At 39.7% G+C, this 17882-nt stretch carries 16 protein-coding genes; 5 read left to right on the top strand and 11 right to left on the bottom strand.

What is annotated here, in order from left to right; all coding sequences use genetic code 11:
* Positions 1-254 precede the first annotated feature (254 nt).
* A complete protein-coding gene (locus AC6EJA_RS08130; protein ID WP_498502155.1) occupies positions 255-4571 on the top strand; it encodes a beta strand repeat-containing protein in 4317 nt (1438 codons plus the stop codon).
* Positions 4572-4884: 313 nt separating this feature from the next.
* On the opposite strand, the gene AC6EJA_RS08125 is transcribed toward AC6EJA_RS08130, so the two are convergent.
* The 6 genes from AC6EJA_RS08125 to AC6EJA_RS08100 form a co-directional block, all read right to left on the bottom strand.
* On the bottom strand, positions 4885-6096 hold the full coding sequence (locus tag AC6EJA_RS08125) for a prepilin-type N-terminal cleavage/methylation domain-containing protein (RefSeq protein ID WP_498502154.1): 1212 nt from the start codon (positions 6094-6096) through the stop codon (positions 4885-4887).
* A 273-nt stretch (positions 6097-6369) separates the two neighbouring features.
* On the bottom strand, positions 6370-7068 hold the full coding sequence (locus AC6EJA_RS08120) for a hypothetical protein (RefSeq protein WP_498502153.1): 699 nt from the start codon (positions 7066-7068) through the stop codon (positions 6370-6372).
* A 5-nt stretch (positions 7069-7073) separates the two neighbouring features.
* Positions 7074-7832 (bottom strand): hypothetical protein, encoded by a 759-nt coding sequence (locus tag AC6EJA_RS08115; protein WP_498502152.1) that lies wholly within the window; start codon positions 7830-7832, stop codon positions 7074-7076.
* A 283-nt stretch (positions 7833-8115) separates the two neighbouring features.
* Positions 8116-8277: a hypothetical protein gene (locus AC6EJA_RS08110; protein WP_498502151.1), complete on the bottom strand. Its 162-nt coding sequence runs from the start codon at positions 8275-8277 to the stop codon at positions 8116-8118.
* Between the two features lie 84 nt (positions 8278-8361).
* Complete coding sequence (locus AC6EJA_RS08105) at positions 8362-8988, bottom strand: hypothetical protein (protein WP_498502150.1); 627 nt, start codon at positions 8986-8988, stop codon at positions 8362-8364.
* Positions 8942-9469, bottom strand: a complete 528-nt coding sequence (locus tag AC6EJA_RS08100) for a hypothetical protein (protein ID WP_498502149.1) — start codon at positions 9467-9469, stop codon at positions 8942-8944. The genes AC6EJA_RS08105 and AC6EJA_RS08100 overlap by 47 nt, the downstream gene beginning before the upstream one ends.
* Before the next feature lie 249 nt (positions 9470-9718).
* Here AC6EJA_RS08100 and AC6EJA_RS08095 point away from each other — a divergent pair, with 249 nt between their 5' ends.
* Positions 9719-10192 carry an EVE domain-containing protein gene (locus AC6EJA_RS08095; protein WP_498502148.1) on the top strand — a complete coding sequence of 158 codons (474 nt, stop codon included), beginning with the start codon at positions 9719-9721 and terminating at the stop codon, positions 10190-10192.
* Here the strand turns inward: AC6EJA_RS08095 and AC6EJA_RS08090 are convergent.
* The 3 genes from AC6EJA_RS08090 to AC6EJA_RS08080 form a co-directional block, all read right to left on the bottom strand.
* Entirely contained in the window at positions 10189-10509 is a 321-nt protein-coding gene (locus AC6EJA_RS08090; protein WP_498502147.1) for a DUF2811 domain-containing protein, read from the bottom strand. The genes AC6EJA_RS08095 and AC6EJA_RS08090 overlap by 4 nt on opposite strands.
* Before the next feature lie 302 nt (positions 10510-10811).
* Complete coding sequence (locus AC6EJA_RS08085) at positions 10812-11231, bottom strand: DUF1818 family protein (RefSeq protein ID WP_498502146.1); 420 nt, start codon at positions 11229-11231, stop codon at positions 10812-10814.
* Positions 11194-11421 (bottom strand): DNA-directed RNA polymerase subunit omega, encoded by a 228-nt coding sequence (locus AC6EJA_RS08080; RefSeq protein ID WP_498502145.1) that lies wholly within the window; start codon positions 11419-11421, stop codon positions 11194-11196. Before AC6EJA_RS08080 ends, AC6EJA_RS08085 begins: the two co-directional genes overlap by 38 nt.
* 161 nt (positions 11422-11582) lie before the next feature.
* On the opposite strand from AC6EJA_RS08080, the gene AC6EJA_RS08075 reads away from it, so the two are divergent.
* Positions 11583-13196 (top strand): Hsp70 family protein, encoded by a 1614-nt coding sequence (locus AC6EJA_RS08075; protein WP_498502144.1) that lies wholly within the window; start codon positions 11583-11585, stop codon positions 13194-13196.
* 19 nt (positions 13197-13215) lie between these two features.
* On the opposite strand, the gene pyrR is transcribed toward AC6EJA_RS08075, so the two are convergent.
* Complete coding sequence (pyrR, locus tag AC6EJA_RS08070; RefSeq protein ID WP_498502143.1) at positions 13216-13761, bottom strand: bifunctional pyr operon transcriptional regulator/uracil phosphoribosyltransferase PyrR; 546 nt, start codon at positions 13759-13761, stop codon at positions 13216-13218.
* Positions 13762-13920: 159 nt separating this feature from the next.
* On the opposite strand from pyrR, the gene gpmI reads away from it, so the two are divergent.
* Together gpmI and secG are read left to right on the top strand one after the other, a co-directional pair.
* Positions 13921-15543 (top strand): 2,3-bisphosphoglycerate-independent phosphoglycerate mutase, encoded by a 1623-nt coding sequence (gpmI, locus tag AC6EJA_RS08065; RefSeq protein ID WP_498502142.1) that lies wholly within the window; start codon positions 13921-13923, stop codon positions 15541-15543.
* A 17-nt stretch (positions 15544-15560) separates the two neighbouring features.
* Positions 15561-15791 (top strand): preprotein translocase subunit SecG, encoded by a 231-nt coding sequence (secG, locus tag AC6EJA_RS08060; RefSeq protein ID WP_498502141.1) that lies wholly within the window; start codon positions 15561-15563, stop codon positions 15789-15791.
* Positions 15792-16202: 411 nt separating this feature from the next.
* Here the strand turns inward: secG and groL are convergent, their stop codons facing one another.
* Positions 16203-17840 (bottom strand): chaperonin GroEL, encoded by a 1638-nt coding sequence (groL, locus tag AC6EJA_RS08055; protein ID WP_498502140.1) that lies wholly within the window; start codon positions 17838-17840, stop codon positions 16203-16205.
* Between the last annotated feature and the right edge of the window lie 42 nt (positions 17841-17882).

Raw genomic sequence — 17882 nt, 5'->3', positions numbered from 1 at the left:
GCTCAGCAGAGATCAGTTCTGCTGGCTCCAATAATCTTGGCACGACAGTCAATGGTCAAGTTGGTGGTGGCTGCAGTTCGGGAACATGTCAGATCACGGGTGGGACCGTCAGTGGAAATAATCTCTTTCATCGCTTTAGTTCTTTCGACACTCGAGGTGATATTCAAAAGGTCAATTTCGAGACAGGTGGTCAAAGCAACCTTGTTGTTGGAGTCACCACACCGACAGGAAGCTATATCAATAAACCCATTAGTTTGTCGTCTCAGGCAAATTTATATTGGGTTTCACCTGGCGGAATCCGCACAGGTCCAGGTGCTGACTTCATTAATGTTTCCCAACTCACCTTAAGTACTGCAACCTCTCTTCATTTCAGTTCAGGGGGGGTCTTTGATGTCTTTGGAAACACATCCATGCATCTTCCCAGTGTTTCATCCGATCCTTTGCCTGGTTCCCTTGGCTTGATCAATGACCCGGATCAACGAACAGTCAATGGAATCACGGGTACTCCAAAAATCTTGCTGGAAGGAATAGATATCACTGTCGACAAAAGTCTGTTAGTTGAGGCACCCGATGGAACCGTTGAGGTCATCAACAGCCGTTTAGTTGCGACCTCTGCAGACAATGTTGCAGGCAGTATCACAATCACTGGTGATGAAGTCAGAATCGATGGTGATTCACAACTACTGGCAACAGGAAACGATCAAGGAGGTTTGATTCAAATTGGTGGTAGCTGGCAAAACTCCAATCCAACCGTCAGACAAGCCATCAAAACAACGATTGAATATGGCGCATTCTTAGATGTTTCCGCGATCTACAACGGCAACGGTGGAACCATTGTTGCCTGGAGTGACATCACCAATCTTCTTAGCATGACACTCGTTAGTGGAACGTTAAAAGCACGCGGAGGAGAACATGGAGGCAGGGGAGGACGAATTGAAACCTCTGGTGCTCATCTAAGAACAGAGAAAGTCATTGTTGACACAGGAGAAGGAGGAGAATGGCTCCTGGATCCTTATAACTACACCATTACCGATAACGCATCGCCAAGCTTCACAGCAGAAGATATCGCTACTAACGCTGATGGTGCCTACGATGTCTATGTAGCTGATCTAGATGGGGATGGAGATTTAGATGTTGTCTCGGCTTCTTATATCGACGACACCATTGCTTGGTATGAAAATGATGGCAACGCTAATCCAAGCTTCACCAAACATGTTGTCACCACATCCGCTGATAGCGCCCGTGATGTTTTTGTCGCAGACATGGATGGTGATGGTGATTTAGATATTGTCTCGGCTTCTTCTAGCGACCACACCATTGCCTGGTATGAGAATGATGGAGCGGCTGACCCGTCTTGGACCGCAGCGGATATTGATACTAACGCTAGGGGTGCGATGGATGTCCATGTCGCGGATATGGACGGCGATGGTGATTTAGACATTGTCTCGGCTTCTTCTAGCGACGACACCATTGCTTGGTATGAAAATGATGGAAATGCTAACCCGTCTTGGAGTGCAGCTGATATCGCCACCAGTGCTGATAATGCCCGTGATGTTTTTGTCGCAGACATGGATGGTGATGGTGATTTAGATATTGTCTCGGCTTCTTCTAACGACCACACCATTGCCTGGTATGAGAATGATGGAGCGGCTGACCCGTCTTGGACCGCAGCTGATATCGCCACCAGTGCTAATGGTGCAACAGGTGTTCATGTCGCTGATCTAGACAGCGATGGTGATTTAGATATTGTCTCGGCCTCTCAAAACGACGACACCATTGCTTGGTATGAAAATGATGGTGCTGCCGATCCTTCTTGGACAGCAGCTGATATCGCCACCAGTGCTGATAGGGCCTACGATGTCCATGTAGCTGATCTAGATGGGGATGGAGATTTAGATATTGTCTCGGCTTCTTGGGACGACGACACCATTGCTTGGTATGAAAATGATGGTGCTGCCGATCCTTCTTGGACGGCAGCTGATATCGCCACCTCTGTTGATGGTGCCTACGATGTCCATGTAGCTGATCTAGATGGGGATGGAGATTTAGATATTGTCTCGGCTTCTAATGTTCGTGACACCATTGCTTGGTATGAAAATGATGGGGCAGCTACGTGGACGCCTGCCTTCACAGCAGCTGATATCAATACTTCCGCGAATGTTGCCAGGGATATACATATTGCTGATATGGATCGTGATGGGGATTTAGATATCATCTCAGCTTCTTCTGGAGACAATACAATCGCGTGGTATGAAAATGATGGTACTGCTAATCCATCTTGGTCTGCTACCGATATCGCCTACACCGCTCTTGGTCCACGAGGTGTTTATGTCGCTGACATGGATAGTGATGGTGATTTAGATATTGTCTCCGCTTCTTCTGGAGATAACACAATTGCCTGGTACAAGAATGATGGTGCCGCTAATCCTTCTTGGTCTGGCACTAATATCGATACCTCCGCTGATGGTGCAAGAATTGTTCATGTTGCTGATATAGATGCCGATGGGGATTTGGATATTGTCTCGGCTTCTCATGACGATGATACGATCGCTTGGTACGAGAATGATGGAAATAGCAATCCAAGCTACACAAAAAACGTGGTCGCCACATCCGCTGATGGTGCAAGAAATGTCCATGTCGCCGATATGGATGGTGATGGGGATTTAGATATTGTCTCCGCTTCTCGTCTCGATAACACCATTGCTTGGTATGAAAATGATGGTGCGGCTGATCCATCATGGACAGCAGCTAATATTGCTACCAGTGCTGCTGGTGCAAGGGATGTCAAGGTTGCCGATATGGACGGGGATGGAGATTTGGATATTGTCTCGGCTTCTTCTGGAGATGACACGATCGCATGGTATGAAAATGATGGTGCCGCTGATCCATCATGGACAGCAGCTGATATCGCTACCTCTGCTGATGGTGCGAGAGATATTCATATCGCTGATTTAGATGCGGATGGTGATTTAGATATTATCTCCGCTTCTTATTTCGATGACACCATTGCTTGGTATGAAAATGATGGGGCAGCTAACCCATCATGGACGGCAGCTGATATCGCCACCTCAGCTGATGGTGCCTCAGCAGTTTATGTGGCGGATATGGACAGTGATGGTGATTTAGACATTATCTCCGCTTCTCGTCTCGATGACACTATTGCTTGGTATGAGAATGCTGGGGGGAGTCATTTCAATAGTACAAGAAATTCCCTAGAGAATGCTCTCAATGCGGGAACTAGCGTCACGATTACAACCACGAGTGCCAGTAATTCTTATGTGAATAGTAAAGATGTTAGTTCAGGAGTTGGGAATATCACACTCAATACAAATCTTGATTACACCGATGGTTCGGGTCGCCTAACGTTCAATGCTGCCGGAGGAATTGGTTTAGCAGATGGCTACACACTGAAAACAGGTAGTGGTGGCTTAGAGCTGATTTCTTCTGCTGGACTAACTGGCTCAGGCTCCATCGTCATCGATGAAGACAATGCCAGCGGTGATCCTTCTTTAACAGTTGAGCAGAGTTCAAACTCAACCTTCTCTGGTTCGATCTCAGGGAATGGTTATTTCGAGAAAAAAGGAAGTGGTGTCCTAACGCTTAGTTACAATCACACTTTGACTGCCAATGATGATATTGAAGCAGGGCAGTTAATTCAACCAACAACCATTTCAATTGCTGATGTCACCACCTCCAATGAAAACGCAGCAAATGCAACCTTTACTGTCTCGTTAACAGAAGCACTCGCAAGAGATATTTCCTTCAACTACGCAACCTCTAACGACACTGCAACCGCTGGTTCTGACTACACTTCCACGTCCGGATCCCTAACTATCTCTGCAGGGGATACCTCAGGAACCTTCAATGTTCCCATCCTGGCTGACTCAACAGATGAGAACAATGAAACTGCAACCATCACTCTCTCGAGTGCAACTAACTCCACCTTCTCTGACGATACGGCTACCTTAACCATTGCAGATGATGATAATGCTCCAACACTCTCCATCGCGGATGTCACCACCTCCAACGAAACAGCCTCCAATGCTACCTTTACTGTTTCACTCTCTCAGGCGTCTGCTAAAGATATTTCCTTCAACTACGCAACCTCTAACGACACTGCAACCGCTGGTTCTGACTACACTTCCACGTCCGGATCCCTAACTATCTCTGCAGGGGATACCTCAGGAACCTTCAATGTTCCCATCCTGGCTGACTCAACAGATGAGAACAATGAAACTGCAACCATCACTCTCTCGAGTGCAACTAACTCCACCTTCTCTGACGATACGGCTACCTTAACGATCACTGATGACGATGAATCATCCAGCACATTAGCAATCGATAGTTCATCTATAGAAGCAATCAAGACCAGACCTTTATCTTCCTCGATACCTTGTCCAAAGTGTGGCAACATTCATGAAGGCATATGCCTTAGCAGCGATAGCAATAAAAACAAAAAACGAATTCCCCCTCGCCCCCTCCAAGAAGCAGCTAAAGGACTCAATAATATTCACTTATTTTCAAAAATAATTGAGTCGACCTTACAAGTCACAGACAAAAAGAAAATGTAATCTGTTAGCTATTAGTAATAGAAACCTGATTGAAATAGAATAAAGAAATAGGGGTGAGAATGTTAAGCCATCCACACACCATCCACACATCGCAATATCGCTGAGATCCCATGGCATCACAAGAGATCAACTACTGGCTAATGAAAACATAACTTTTAGCCGTGGACTACGTTTTCAGCGAAGCGTTGAGATTTACTCAAACTTTACTCAAACTTTCGCTTACTTATTTCTCTTAACTTTTGGTCAGCAATCTTTAGCCTAGATTTTCATTCATTTGAACGTTCCTGCTTATTTTTATTCTCACCTCATATTACTAATTTAGCCTTGCCTTTGCTTCTGAAAAATATTGTCTAGCTTCATTCTCAAATCGATTAATTTGACCATCCCATTTTTGGAAGCCATTAATTTTGAATCCGTTGAGAGCTAAATTGGCTTTACTTAGCTCTTCCTGAGCTTCATCTACTACCCATGATGCCTTGATAGAAGGATTTAATTCAATTCTCAATTGACCAGTACCACATCTTTTTGCAAGTATGTCGCTCCTTGTTGAAGATAATCTTCCTTGTCTTACTAATTTATCTAGCTCTCGTTGATTCTGTGCACTGCATGGATCATTTACCTCTTGCGCAGCTCTTTGAGCAAGAATCATTGCTTCATCTCTTACTGCTATGTCATAATTCCGTTGGGATTGAGCAACTTTAAATTCGGCGTTTGCTTGTTGTTGAATAAAATTACTGAGATTCTTTCTGCAATACTGAATATAATCAATTTTCCGCTTATACCCTGTGATTGCATTCGCAGATCTATTTGTTATTTGGCTTCTATTACCCAATCTTGGAGTGTTCCAAACAATAATATCTAAAGCTTTCATTGCTTCAAGACCCCTTTGCGCAATAGCTAATTCATTGGTAGATCCGCATTTTGACTTAATTGCTTTTGCATTGTATTGCTGATCAAGCTTTTGATCTCTTTCTAGTTTTGCTGTTTCAAGAGCTGCTATAGAAGCTCTTTCTTTCTCTTTAGCTACTTCCTCAGCCTCCAGTTCTTTAGCGATTTCATCATCTACTTTCGCTTGAAAGGAGTTATTTGATTGACTACTTTTAGTACCTATTTTTTTACATTCAGGGAAAAGATTATCTTTTGTACCTGTATAACGACAGCTTATACTCCCTTTCTCAAAATTATAAAAATAACTTGGATAATCGTTCGAACTATTTGATATAGCACTAACCAATCCACTACCCAACAAACCTAAACAGCTATTAGGACTTCTTGATTGCAAAGAATAACCACGTGGAGTTAACAATGTAAATATTGGATCCATTCCTAAATCTCTATTCATTTCACATTCACTTTGAATATTCCTTAAAGCAGTCCTTGCTGCAAATGCTCTTGTCTTACGGGTATAGCGATTAAAAGAAACCAGCCCAATCTGCGCCAAGATCCCCATAATCACAACAACAACGATTAGTTCTACCAACGTAAAACCTTCTTCTTTCCTTAAAAGCTTCTTTAAATGCTTCATCTAGCAATACTAGATCAATTATTTACCAATCCAAGATGCGTAATAATAGGAGTAAGAAAACAGGCTTTTCATGGGTTTAGCACCCTAAAAAGCCAAATACAAGCAAAAATCGTCCTCCAAATCCCTTGATATGACTGAAGAAATTAATTATTGGCTAATGAAAACAGCAACTTCAAGCTAGGACTACTTTTTCGGCGAACCGAAAAGATTTACCCAAACTTTACCCAAACTTTCTTTCACTTATTTATCTTTACTTTTGGAAACTTGTATTGATTAATAGCAAGAGGTATATGCTGTTCTCCCGTAATAGTTGCTAGAGCAATAGATTGGTGCCGATACTTGATTTTTCAAGCTATTAATACTGTTTTGAATATTAATCTGACCAATAGTATTTGCCCTTCTCATCCGTTTAATTTCTTGTCTTAACTTATAGGAATCCATCTGAGCTTCACTCATACATCCAAGGTCTACAGTTTTGGAGCCAATTCCAAGGAATCCAGAATAAGTCTCAAAATATTTCTCTTTTCCTTCTGGACATGCAAGTCCTTTGGAATTTAATCCAACTTTATTTAAGGCATGATTCAAAGCATCATTCCTTGCTTCTAAATCACCTACCTGAAATCTACTTGCAAAATCTCTACATATCGTGTCGTAATCGACTGTTCCCAAGTCAGGAGAGACTTGATCTATTCTTGGTCTAGTTTTGGCCATCCTTCGAATACATTTTTCATATTTAGTATTAATGCTGTCTTCTAGTTGAGGAATTCTACTAGTAGATTCTTTTGGTTGAGATAGAGAAGAATTATCTTTGTTAAATAATTTTTGAAATAGATTCTTGCCCGAATTTGATTGGGCTTTAACGCAGCCCAGATAGTCTTTTACATCTTTACAAAGGTTATGAACTTCAGGGGCAACCCCTGCTTGAGCAGGTAATACAAAAGCAGCGATTAGGGGAAGTAGTAAGCGTTTCATATCAACTACCTACATGTAGTCGTTGCACCATAAGTCGTGCATGTAATTGTAGGTCTATTCAACCTATCTAAGGTGCGGTCCAACATACGTTGTTTTCTCCTGCTATTAGCATTATTTACTCCCATTTCCATTTGAGCAGCTTCTCCATCAGTCAAGCAATAACCACTCGTCTTCCATTTCCCAACCTTTGCCCCAAAAAACGTTTTCCCATAGGAATATTCATAATATTTAGTTCCTTTTGGACATCCTTGCGGATTTTCTACTTGCTTCCAGAAATCATCTGTGGCTTGCTCTGATTTCTGCTTTGCTAAGCGATGTTCATTAGCAACATCCTCAGGGACTTCCCAGTTACTGTTATTCGTAATACAAAGCAAATACTCTCCGAGTTCGCCCATACCTGCACCACATGTTTTATGAAGCAATGGGTCAATATCTAAAACAGTTGAACCTACTTGAGAAAGTACATCTACACACTTATCTATCGATTCAATCACTCCTACATAACCAGCTTCGTAGCCAGCTTCATTACCTAACAAGCATCTCTCCCTTAATTGGCGTTTGCTTGGTTCTTTTTTTAACTGGAATATAGATAAAACACCGTTTGTTTTTTTGCTCTTTACCTTTTTATTATCTGATTGCTTTTGCATTTCAACGCATCCTTTGTAATCAGAAGCTTTAAGACAAAGCTCATGAACTTCAGGATCAACCCCTGCTTGAGCAGGTAATACAAGAGCAGTGATTAAGGGAAGTAGTAAGCGTTTCATAAACCCTTTCTAGCTGTTTTTGAAAGTCTCTTCAATTTGAGTAAGAATAGAGAAGAGAATGAAGGCAATTCTTAGGTTTTAACACCGAGAATAACCTCAAAGTATCACGGTTAAAAGCTGAGATCCCTTGTTATGACTGAAGGAATTAGGTACTGGCTAATGAAGAGTGAGCCATAAGTGATACCAATGGATCTCGGCGATTCGAAAAAATCTATACTAGCAAAATACTAGCAAGCAGGTTCTGTTAAAAACGAATAATATCGAGCAATGGTAGTCGTTTTATTTAATCCTCCTTCTTATCCTTTTTCCCTTTCCTTACAAGTGGGTTTTCGGGGAAAAAGAACGTCACAAGTCTTCCAAAGAAGTAACTGCCTAATAAAACGAACCCTCCTCCTAATGCGTAAAGAAGGTTTGCTTGTGTGGATGTAGCAAGTATTGGGGTCATTTATTTGCCCTTAAGGATCATTAACAAGGGAACTCCAATAAGCATTAATGAAGCATCAATAGCAAGGAAGGTTGTGAGGTTCATTTAATCCATATCCATTGGTGAAGTTATTGAAGGTTCAGTCTCTGGAGTTGTTTTGATTGACCAGTCTTTAATTGCTGGATTGTCGTATGGGTTTAAACCTTTATCTCTACCTTGTGTATCTTGTGGCCCTTGGCTTCCTGGATAACGATAATTAGGAATTGGTTGAGGTGATTGTTTTTTCCAACGAATAAAAGCTTTAATAAACTCTGCCTGAGCTTGTCTTTTGGAAAATAGAAACAAAGCCTCTTTTTTTTGCCCTGAACTAGACAAATAAGAGATGTAATTATAAAACTCTCCATTTTCACTCCCCCAAGTCAATTTGCCATCAAAACCATATCTGTATCCAATAAATTGAGACCGTTGAATACCTCCTTGACCCTCTACCCACATTGCTTTTCCTTGAAATCTAATTCGACAATTATTTTTAATTGCTCTACACCATCCATCGTGATAACTCTTGGGGCTGTTTTCAAATAATCCAATAGGAAAATCTGCATCACCAAAGTCAGCCCTCACAGGTAATCCCAAAGGAATTGCAAATAAAAGAACATAAATACAATTGAATTTATTTCTCATAGACTTATTCACTTTCAACACATTCAAATCCAATCCGCACTCCTTTTGCATTCATTTCCTTTGTAGATTTAAGCAATGACCCTTGTAATTGACATTGCTCCATATCTTTCATTGGGATTTTTTCAATAGCTGGGGCCAAATCTCCAGCACCCATTTCTCTCCCGCTATTACCTAACCGTAGTACAAGCCAAACTTTCGCAGAATTATTTCCTGAACCAGCTCGCTCAATATCATTTAACGCTTCTTTTTTTGCTGACTTTACTTCCCCTAAAGCATTAACTCTGTCTGCCTTGATCTCCTTCAAAGCATTGGATCTAATCGTATCTAACTCTTGTACAAGTTCTGATCTTATTGATTTCACCTCCGCTAAAGCATCCTTGCGAGCATTTTTGATATCAACCATTGTTTTAGCTAATTGATCGTCAGCATTATTACCTTTCTTCAGTGCTGTAGTTACCTGTATCCCAGCTATAACCAAAATTCCAGCGGTACTTAAAGCAGCCAAAGCCTTATAAAAAACGTTATTGCTCATTTAAGTCCTGCGAAACCTTTACCCTTTCTAGCTGATCTAGCTGTATTCGTTATGCAGCCTTAGCTTTATTTTTTTTACTGTAAAGATCAACCGTAAGGAAGCAGTAAGGGTTTCATATTCCCTTTCTAGCTGTTTTTTGAAAGTCTCTTCAATTTGAGTAAGAATAGAGAAGAGAATGCAGGCAATTCTTAGGTTTTGACACCGAGAATAACCTCTAAATATCACAATTAAAAGCTGAGATCCCTTACTATGACTGAAAATATTAACTGGTGGCTAATGAAGAGTGAGCCAGAAGCATACAGTATTCAAGATTTGAAAACCGATTCAACAACTCTCTGGGATGGAATAAGAAATTATCAAGCCAGAAACTTCATGCGTTCAATGAGGAAAGGAGATAAAGCTTTTTTTTACCACTCAAATTGTAAACCACCTGGCATTGTTGGCTTGATGGAAATTATTAACACTCAGATAGTTGATCCTACGCAATTTGAACCAAAATCAAAATATTATGATCCAAAATCTATCTCTAATAATCCAAGGTGGGATTGTGCTGAAGTTAGATTTTTATACGAATCCAAAAATAAATTAACACTAAAAGAAATTAGAGAGAAATATAATAAAGATGATTTAAAATTAGTGCAAAAAGGCAACCGATTATCAATAATGCCAGTCTCTTTAACAGTTGCTTCTGAGCTCCTAACTCAAATAGGGTATATCAATTAATTTTTGATAGAAGCATCATCAGAGCTTACTAAAGGAGTTCGTGCGAGAGAATTTAAAGCGAACATATTAGATACGTATAAACGAGTAATTTGTCTTGATTCAACTCCATTTTGCACCAGAAATCCTGCTAAAGCTGCTTGAATCAACCTGTATTGATCCCAATTGGGATAACGCTCAATAAAACTTTTCATTGACGCCTGTAATTGAGAAGGCACCTCTGCATAAAAACTTACTACTGAATCAGAAATATCACTATTTTGATTATTTGAATTTTTTAATTCATCTCTCTGTACATCTTGTAAATCACTCAAGTTCATCACAACTACTATTAAAAGGCTTTACTACTTCATCACAAAATAATCTAAACGTCATTAAAGATTAATTTTAATATTCTTGCTTGATCCCAAGGGAAGACTCAAGTTTTTGCAGGGGATTACAAGAATCTCAGGAAATTTCATCGCATGATTGCGCTTAATCACATTAAGAGAAAAGAAAAGTTGTTTTTTCCACATTCACATCAGGAATCTACTAGTCAATGGATGGTCCTGTGGAAAACGTGTGTAATACCATCAGGGCTTCTGGGAATAGAGACACAAATCTTAGCCAATGTAAATAATCTTTATTGATTGGAATCCCACATTATTCTCATTGCAGCTACAAATTCTTGAGCACTAAAATTTGGCCAATACATTTCAACTCCCCGATCAGAAATATCGTCCCCGGAAATAATTATTCTCATGCTCCAAAAATCCTTATAACCCTCTAGACAGCCCCACAAATTTGATTTTTCCATCTCATATGTTATTTCCTCTTCTTCAAGCAATTTATCTTTGTAATCTTCATGTTGAGATGTCAATGCCAAAACTATACCTACGAGTTTCTCCCATTCTTTATCGGTTAACTCAACAGCCCAATATTGCCCCCCAATAAGAACTGGAAATTTAGATCGCTTTCTATCAATAGCAATTCTCCAACCTTTTCCATTTTTCTCAATCAAAGTTTTATCCAGGAAGTAAATCAGGTTGATCTTGCTCGTCACTCAACTCAACAATTGCTCGTTGAACAGGCTTAACAGTTGATTCTTCAAGGAGACCGTCAAAATCATCGAATCGCCTTTGCTTAGCCCTAAATGCAATTTTCACTGTAGTTAGATACCTATTGCTTGATTGTCTAATCAGACTCTCGCCACGCTTAGCAAGATCTTTGGAATTTATGCCTGTAGGGATCACGTTGGTAAAATTTTTTACCAGTCTAGTTCAACATCTGGATGATGAAGAATTTTTGAGCATATTTCTATTAATTTTGAATTCTAATAGCTTTAATATATGAAAAATTTCAGTAAAGGTTACTCTCCAAAAAATCCAATCAAATTCCTTTGATTAAGCTCACATTGGACTCAGACAATTCACAAGAAAAAAAGAATATAAATCATCAAGAGGTTGGCACTTTAGCCATTGATCTCGGTAATTCAACAACAGTTGTTGCCTTTCAAAATGAAGCCAATGGCTCAATGCAGTTACTTGATATGCCCCCTCTAACACGCATCCCTGGAGAAATTCCTTCATTAGTTTGTAGAGACGCTAATGGGGCCAAAGGTTTAGCGGTAGGGAATGAAATATTTGAACTTGACTTGCACAAAAATAATCATGAGAGAATTTGTAGTGATTTTAAAAGATGGATCTGTTCACCTAAAAAAACAAACTCACCAATGAAAGATCTTGAGCCTGAAGAAGCTGGGAAAATTCTTTTAAAAAGTATTTGGGAAAAAATACCAAAAAACATAAAAGTAAAGAGACTTGTTTTAACAGCCCCAGTTGAGACTTATCGTGAATATCGAAAATGGTTAGTCAATTCATGCTCTGAGCTTGAAGTTGATGAAATTGCATTAGTTGATGAACCAACAGCAGCCGCAATGGGTGCAGGACTCTTGCCAGGTTCAAAGTTATTGGTTGTTGATATTGGTGGAAGTACTATCGACATGTCTTTAGTAGCACTTGAGGGAGGTCAAGGCAAGGCTGAGCCAGTTGCTCAACTTTTGAGGTTCAATGGTAATGATTTATCAAATAAAACAAATCAAATTTTACGATGTGCAAAGGTTCTTGGGAAAGCAGGGGGTAAAATTGGGGGTCGAGATATTGATAGATGGATTCTTAATTACCTTTGCCCTGAATGCGAGGTAAATGAAACTTCTTTGAATGCTGCTGAAAGACTAAAATGCAAATTAAGCAATGATAATGAAAAAGAGTCCAAAGTTTTGTATGAAGAAATAAATATCGGTGACGATCAAGAAAACATTAGACTTCGTCTCTCGAGATTAGATCTGGAAACTTTATTAAAAGAAAAAGGATTAATTAAAACATTGAACTCACTTTTCAAGCACACTCTTGAGAGCGCAAGCGTAAATGGTTGCAGCCTTGAACAACTTGATAAAATTGTTCTTGTAGGCGGGGGGTCAAGAATACCACTTATCAGAAAATGGCTTCAGGATCAATGCAAGCCAGTTGAATTACTTTTACCTCCTTCAATTGAGGCTGTGGTAATTGGAGCACTCCATCTCACTCCTGGGGTAAAAATAAAAGACGTGCTTCAAAAAGGGGTTTATTTAAGATGTTGGGATCAAAAATATGATTTTCATCACTGGCACCCTCTTTTTATTGCAGGGCAACCCTGGCCGACTGCCAAACCGCTTGAAATTATCCTCGCAGCAAGTAAAAAGAATCAAGAGGAAATTGAATTAGTTACTGGAGAACCAAGCTTTATAGGCTCAAATGAAATAATCTATGTGAATGGTATTCCTACAATTAAGCCCGGCATAAACGAACCCACTATTGAAAAAAGGAATGAGAAGATTTCACACATAAAATTAAATCAACCAATAGATGCTGGGAAAGATTGTTTATGCCTTAATTTCTCAATTAATAATGATTGCGACTTAATCATTGAAGGAATAAACCTTATAGATAACTCAAAGATCGACAAAGTTAATTTGGGGTCCATTAGATGAAATCAATCCCAAGCAAAGATTATTTTCGAAGAAAGACTCCCTCCTCTCCATCAACTTCTCTTAATCTCATTTCTATACTCTCAGAACGACTTGTGGGAACAAATCTTCCGCAAAAATCAGGCTGTATTGGAACTTCCCTATGACCTCTATCAACCATTGTGAGTAAAAGAACTCTTTTAGCTCTTCCCCAAGACTGAAGAGCCTCAAGAGAAGCTCGGATGGTTCTACCAGTAAAAATTACGTCATCAACTAACAAAACATCACGATCATCAACATCCTCCGGTATTGATGTTTTTTGGCTAAATCTTGTCCCAACTCGGATAAGATCATCCCTATGAAAAGTGGGATCTAGGACCCCTGAAATGATTTTTTTATTTGTAATTTTTTCAAGCTGGTCTGATAGAGCTTTTGACAAATGAACTCCACGTGTAGGGATGCCAAGTATCAGAAGGCTCTCAAGATTTGAAATTTTCTCAAGAATTTGTGAGGCAAGCCTTTTCATTGTTAGTCCTACCTCCTCTTCAGAGAGAATCTCTATTCTTCTAGTATTATTTTTTTCAACCATCTCCTTTCAAAAAAGCGTTTGAGTAAACCAAAGGATAACTGAAAAACACGTTACATTTCATTCGCAAAAGCTAACGGATGTGCTGATAAATAGCCTCAATGCAAAAGAAGAAGTAATTTGATAGTTAAGAGTTTTTTTTAATAGAAAACAACCTCTTTAATGACAAAGAGTAATCCAGCGATTTCAATAAACTCCAATCAAGTTGCCCCAGTTGTTTTGGCAATACTTGATGGTTGGGGGCATAGAGATGAAACAGAGCACAATGCTGTTAAAAGTGCTGATACACCTGTAATGGATGCTTTATGGCATGCATATCCTCATACATTCATTGAAGCTAGTGGAGCATATGTTGGCCTCCCCGATGATCAGATGGGAAATTCTGAAGTTGGTCATCTAACTATTGGAGCAGGCAGAATTTTTCAACAAGAACTGGTAAGGATAAGCAATACAGTCAGGATGGGTCTTTTGGATCAAATTCAAGCACTAAAATCCATAATTTCATATTTAGAAAAAACTAAAGGCACTCTTCACATAGTGGGTTTATGTTCCGATGGTGGAGTACACAGTCACATCAATCATTTATGTGGACTTCTAGAGTGGGTAGCCTCTAATGGTCTGGAAAAAGTTTCTCTGCATGCAATTACTGACGGAAGAGACACACCTGCAAAAAGTGCAAGCAAATATTTAGATGTAATCGAGCAGACATTCAAATCAATAGGGATTGGTGAGTTAGCAAGTATCTGTGGAAGGTATTGGGCAATGGATCGTGACAATAGATGGGAGAGAACTTCCAAAGCCTACGAATTACTAACCAATCCAAAAATTCCAACCTCAAATGAATCTTGGAAAGATGTTTTGGAGACAAGTTACAAAAATGAAGTTACCGATGAATTTCTTGAACCCTTCAGGCTTTCTCATTCTTATCTAAAAGATGGAGATGGTTTGATAATGTTTAACTTCAGGCCTGATAGAGCTCGGCAATTAATTAAAGCAATCACTCTTGAGGATTTTGATGGTTTTGAGAGAAATCATCACCCAAAAATTAACACTGTAACTTTCACACAATATGAGTCAAATCTACCTGTAGAGATTGCTTTTCCACCCGAATCTCTTAATGATCTTCTTGGCCAAGTCGTTTCACAAAACGGATTGCTTCAATATAGAACTGCCGAAACAGAGAAATATCCCCATGTTACGTATTTTTTGAATGGGGGTATTGAAAAACCACTCCCTGGAGAAAAGAGGCATTTAGTTCCCTCCCCTAGAGTGGCCACCTATGATTTGCAGCCAGAGATGTCAGCAAAGGAGCTTACTGAAACATGTAAAAAGGCAATTGAGAATGGTATCTATTCACTTGTTGTAATCAATTTTGCTAATCCAGATATGGTTGGTCACACTGGGAACATGGATGCTGCTATGAAAGCCATTTCAACGGTTGATGAGTGCGTTGGTTCACTACTTGATTCAATAGGGAAAATGGGCGGAACCCTTCTTATTACAGCTGATCACGGTAATGCGGAACTTATGCAGGGAGAAGATGGTGAACCTTGGACTGCCCATACAACTAACCCTGTCCCGGTCATCCTCATAGAGGGTGAAAAAAGAAAATTAGAAGGTTATGGAAACGATATTCGATTACGCGAGGGTGGTGGGCTATCTGATTTGGCACCAACTTTGCTTCATTTATTGGGATTATCAAAACCCAACGCAATGACTGGTTCGTCGCTTATTAAGATTGCTGAAACACCAGCCATCCCCTCACGTGTACCGCAACACGCATGATTATTTATAATTGAATAATGGTAAATACAGTTCTTTCTTGGGTCTGGATAGCATCAGGTCTTTTTCTTATTTTGCTTGTTCTCCTCCATAGTCCAAAAGGCGATGGTATGGGTGGCCTGGCAGCTAGCGGCAGCTCCATGTTTTCAAGCGCCAGCAGCGCAGAATCAACTCTCAATAGAGCAACATGGATTTGCTTAACAACATTTCTAGTTCTTGCAGTAATTCTTAGTGCTGGTTGGCTTGATTGAAAATCCTACTTAAATTTATCTTAGGACTGAAGTCAATAATATACAAATCAATCTCAAGAATATAAGTTGACTAAAATATTATCTTTCTCCATAAATCATTAAAATACTTTCTGAAGTAATAATTTATATTTATCAATTAATTAAAACCCTTTAGCTTCTGAATAATTGTAATTTTATAAATGATTTAAATTAATAATTTATATTCAATATTCTTCAGTAATTGAACAATAAAAAAATAAAATAAAATTGAATTTTCATAGGGTCGATCAACTTTCATAGTTATTTTTTCTATGAGAAAACGTTATCAAAACAAATTCTTTAAAGTATTTTTTGTGGAAATAAGTAATAAAAAAGGACTGGGCGAAACCAGTCCTTTCTTGCAGTTAATAGGTGGATGATTACTTGATTAAATCAATAATCAAAATCACCGCCCATGCCGCCTCCAGGAGCGCCTGCAGCAGCATCTTTCTTTTCAGGCAAATCAGCCACTATGCATTCAGTTGTAAGAACCATCCCTGCTATTGAAGCAGCATTTTGAAGTCCTGATCTTGTAACTTTAGCGGGATCAACTATTCCAGCAGAAAGCATATCTACATACTCACCTGTCGCGGCGTTATACCCATCATTCATGGGTTTAGACTTGACATTCTCAGCAATAACAGCGCCATTTGCACCAGCATTTTCAGCAATTCGCATCAACGGTGATGTCAAAGCTGCTTCTACTATATTTGCGCCAATAAGCTCCTCACCATTGAGTGAATTTGATGACCATTTGTTTAGTTCGGGTGCCAAATGAGCAAGTGTTGTTCCACCACCTGGAACAATTCCCTCTTCTACGGCAGCTTTAGTTGCATTTATTGCATCCTCTAAACGAAGTTTTTTATCTTTCATTTCAGTTTCAGTTGCGGCACCCACTTTGACAACTGCAACTCCTCCAGCAAGTTTGGCCAAACGCTCCTGAAGTTTTTCTTTGTCATAAGTAGATTCTGTTTCATCCATTTGTTTCTTGATTTGCTCACATCTTGCGTTTACAGCAACTTCATTTCCTTCAGCAACAATCGTTGTATTGTCCTTATTGATGGTGATTCGTCTTGCTGTACCGAGCATTTCAAGTTGAGCATTTTCTAATTTCAGCCCTGCGTCTTCAGTTATCAACTGACCATTTGTAAGTACTGCCATATCCTCAAGCATGGCCTTTCTACGATCTCCAAATCCAGGGGCTTTAACAGCAGCAACATTTAATACTCCTCTAAGTCGGTTAACAACCAAAGTTGCAAGTGCTTCTTTTTCTATGTCTTCAGCAATTATCAAAAGGGGCTTGCCAGTTTTAGCAATCTGTTCCAAAACAGGAACTAAGTCCTGTACTAAGCCAATTTTTTTATCAGTTAGAAGAATGTAAGGCTCATCAAGAACTGCTTCCATCCTTTCAGTATCTGTTGCGAAGTATGGAGATATGTATCCTTTGTCGAATCTCATACCTTCGGTGACTTCAAGTTCGGTTGTCATTGATTTCCCTTCTTCAAGAGAAATAACACCCTCTTTACCAACCTTATCCATTGCATCAGCAATCATTTTACCAACTTCTTCATCATTTCCAGCAGCAATAGTTCCACATTGGGCGATTGCATTACTGTCGCTGATTGGTTTTGCATTTTCTTGTATTTTTTTAACCAAGAAATCTGCTGCTTTATCAATGCCTTTTTTAAGAGTTATTGCATTTGCACCTGCAGCAACATTCCTCAAACCTGCTTTAACCATTGCATGAGCCAAAACAGTTGCTGTTGTTGTCCCATCACCGGCAGCATCATTGGTTTTAGAGGCAGCCTGACGTATCAAGGCTACACCTGTATTTTCTATGTGATCCTCGAGCTCGATTTCCTTTGCGATAGTTACACCATCATTGATGATTTGAGGAGCACCGAATTTTTTTTCTAAAACCACATTGCGGCCTTTCGGGCCAAGTGTGACGGCTACAGATTCAGCCAAGATATCAATGCCACGCTCGAGTGCACGACGGGCTTGCTCGTTGTAAATAATTCGCTTAGCCATGGGGGGCGATTTGCTTAAGAAAGTGAGTGAATAGTGGGGGGG

This window comes from Prochlorococcus sp. MIT2309, assembly GCF_059772305.1.
This window is presented reverse-complemented; position numbering and strand designations above follow the sequence as displayed.

Bases quoted from the DNA above. Each gene is read 5' to 3' on its own strand.
- AC6EJA_RS08095 (WP_498502148.1), top strand. From the start codon at position 9,719: ATGACTGAAAATATTAACTGGTGGCTAATGAAGAGTGAGCCAGAAGCA.
- AC6EJA_RS08120 (WP_498502153.1), bottom strand. From the start codon at position 7,068: ATGAAACGCTTACTACTTCCCCTAATCGCTGCTTTTGTATTACCTGCT.
- AC6EJA_RS08090 (WP_498502147.1), bottom strand. From the start codon at position 10,509: ATGAACTTGAGTGATTTACAAGATGTACAGAGAGATGAATTAAAAAAT.
- secG (WP_498502141.1), top strand. From the start codon at position 15,561: ATGGTAAATACAGTTCTTTCTTGGGTCTGGATAGCATCAGGTCTTTTT.
- groL (WP_498502140.1), bottom strand. From the start codon at position 17,840: ATGGCTAAGCGAATTATTTACAACGAGCAAGCCCGTCGTGCACTCGAG.
- gpmI (WP_498502142.1), top strand. From the start codon at position 13,921: ATGACAAAGAGTAATCCAGCGATTTCAATAAACTCCAATCAAGTTGCC.
- AC6EJA_RS08125 (WP_498502154.1), bottom strand. From the start codon at position 6,096: ATGAAGCATTTAAAGAAGCTTTTAAGGAAAGAAGAAGGTTTTACGTTG.
- AC6EJA_RS08105 (WP_498502150.1), bottom strand. From the start codon at position 8,988: ATGCAAAAGGAGTGCGGATTGGATTTGAATGTGTTGAAAGTGAATAAG.
- AC6EJA_RS08100 (WP_498502149.1), bottom strand. From the start codon at position 9,469: ATGAGCAATAACGTTTTTTATAAGGCTTTGGCTGCTTTAAGTACCGCT.
- pyrR (WP_498502143.1), bottom strand. From the start codon at position 13,761: ATGGTTGAAAAAAATAATACTAGAAGAATAGAGATTCTCTCTGAAGAG.
- AC6EJA_RS08115 (WP_498502152.1), bottom strand. From the start codon at position 7,832: ATGAAACGCTTACTACTTCCCTTAATCACTGCTCTTGTATTACCTGCT.
- AC6EJA_RS08110 (WP_498502151.1), bottom strand. From the start codon at position 8,277: ATGACCCCAATACTTGCTACATCCACACAAGCAAACCTTCTTTACGCA.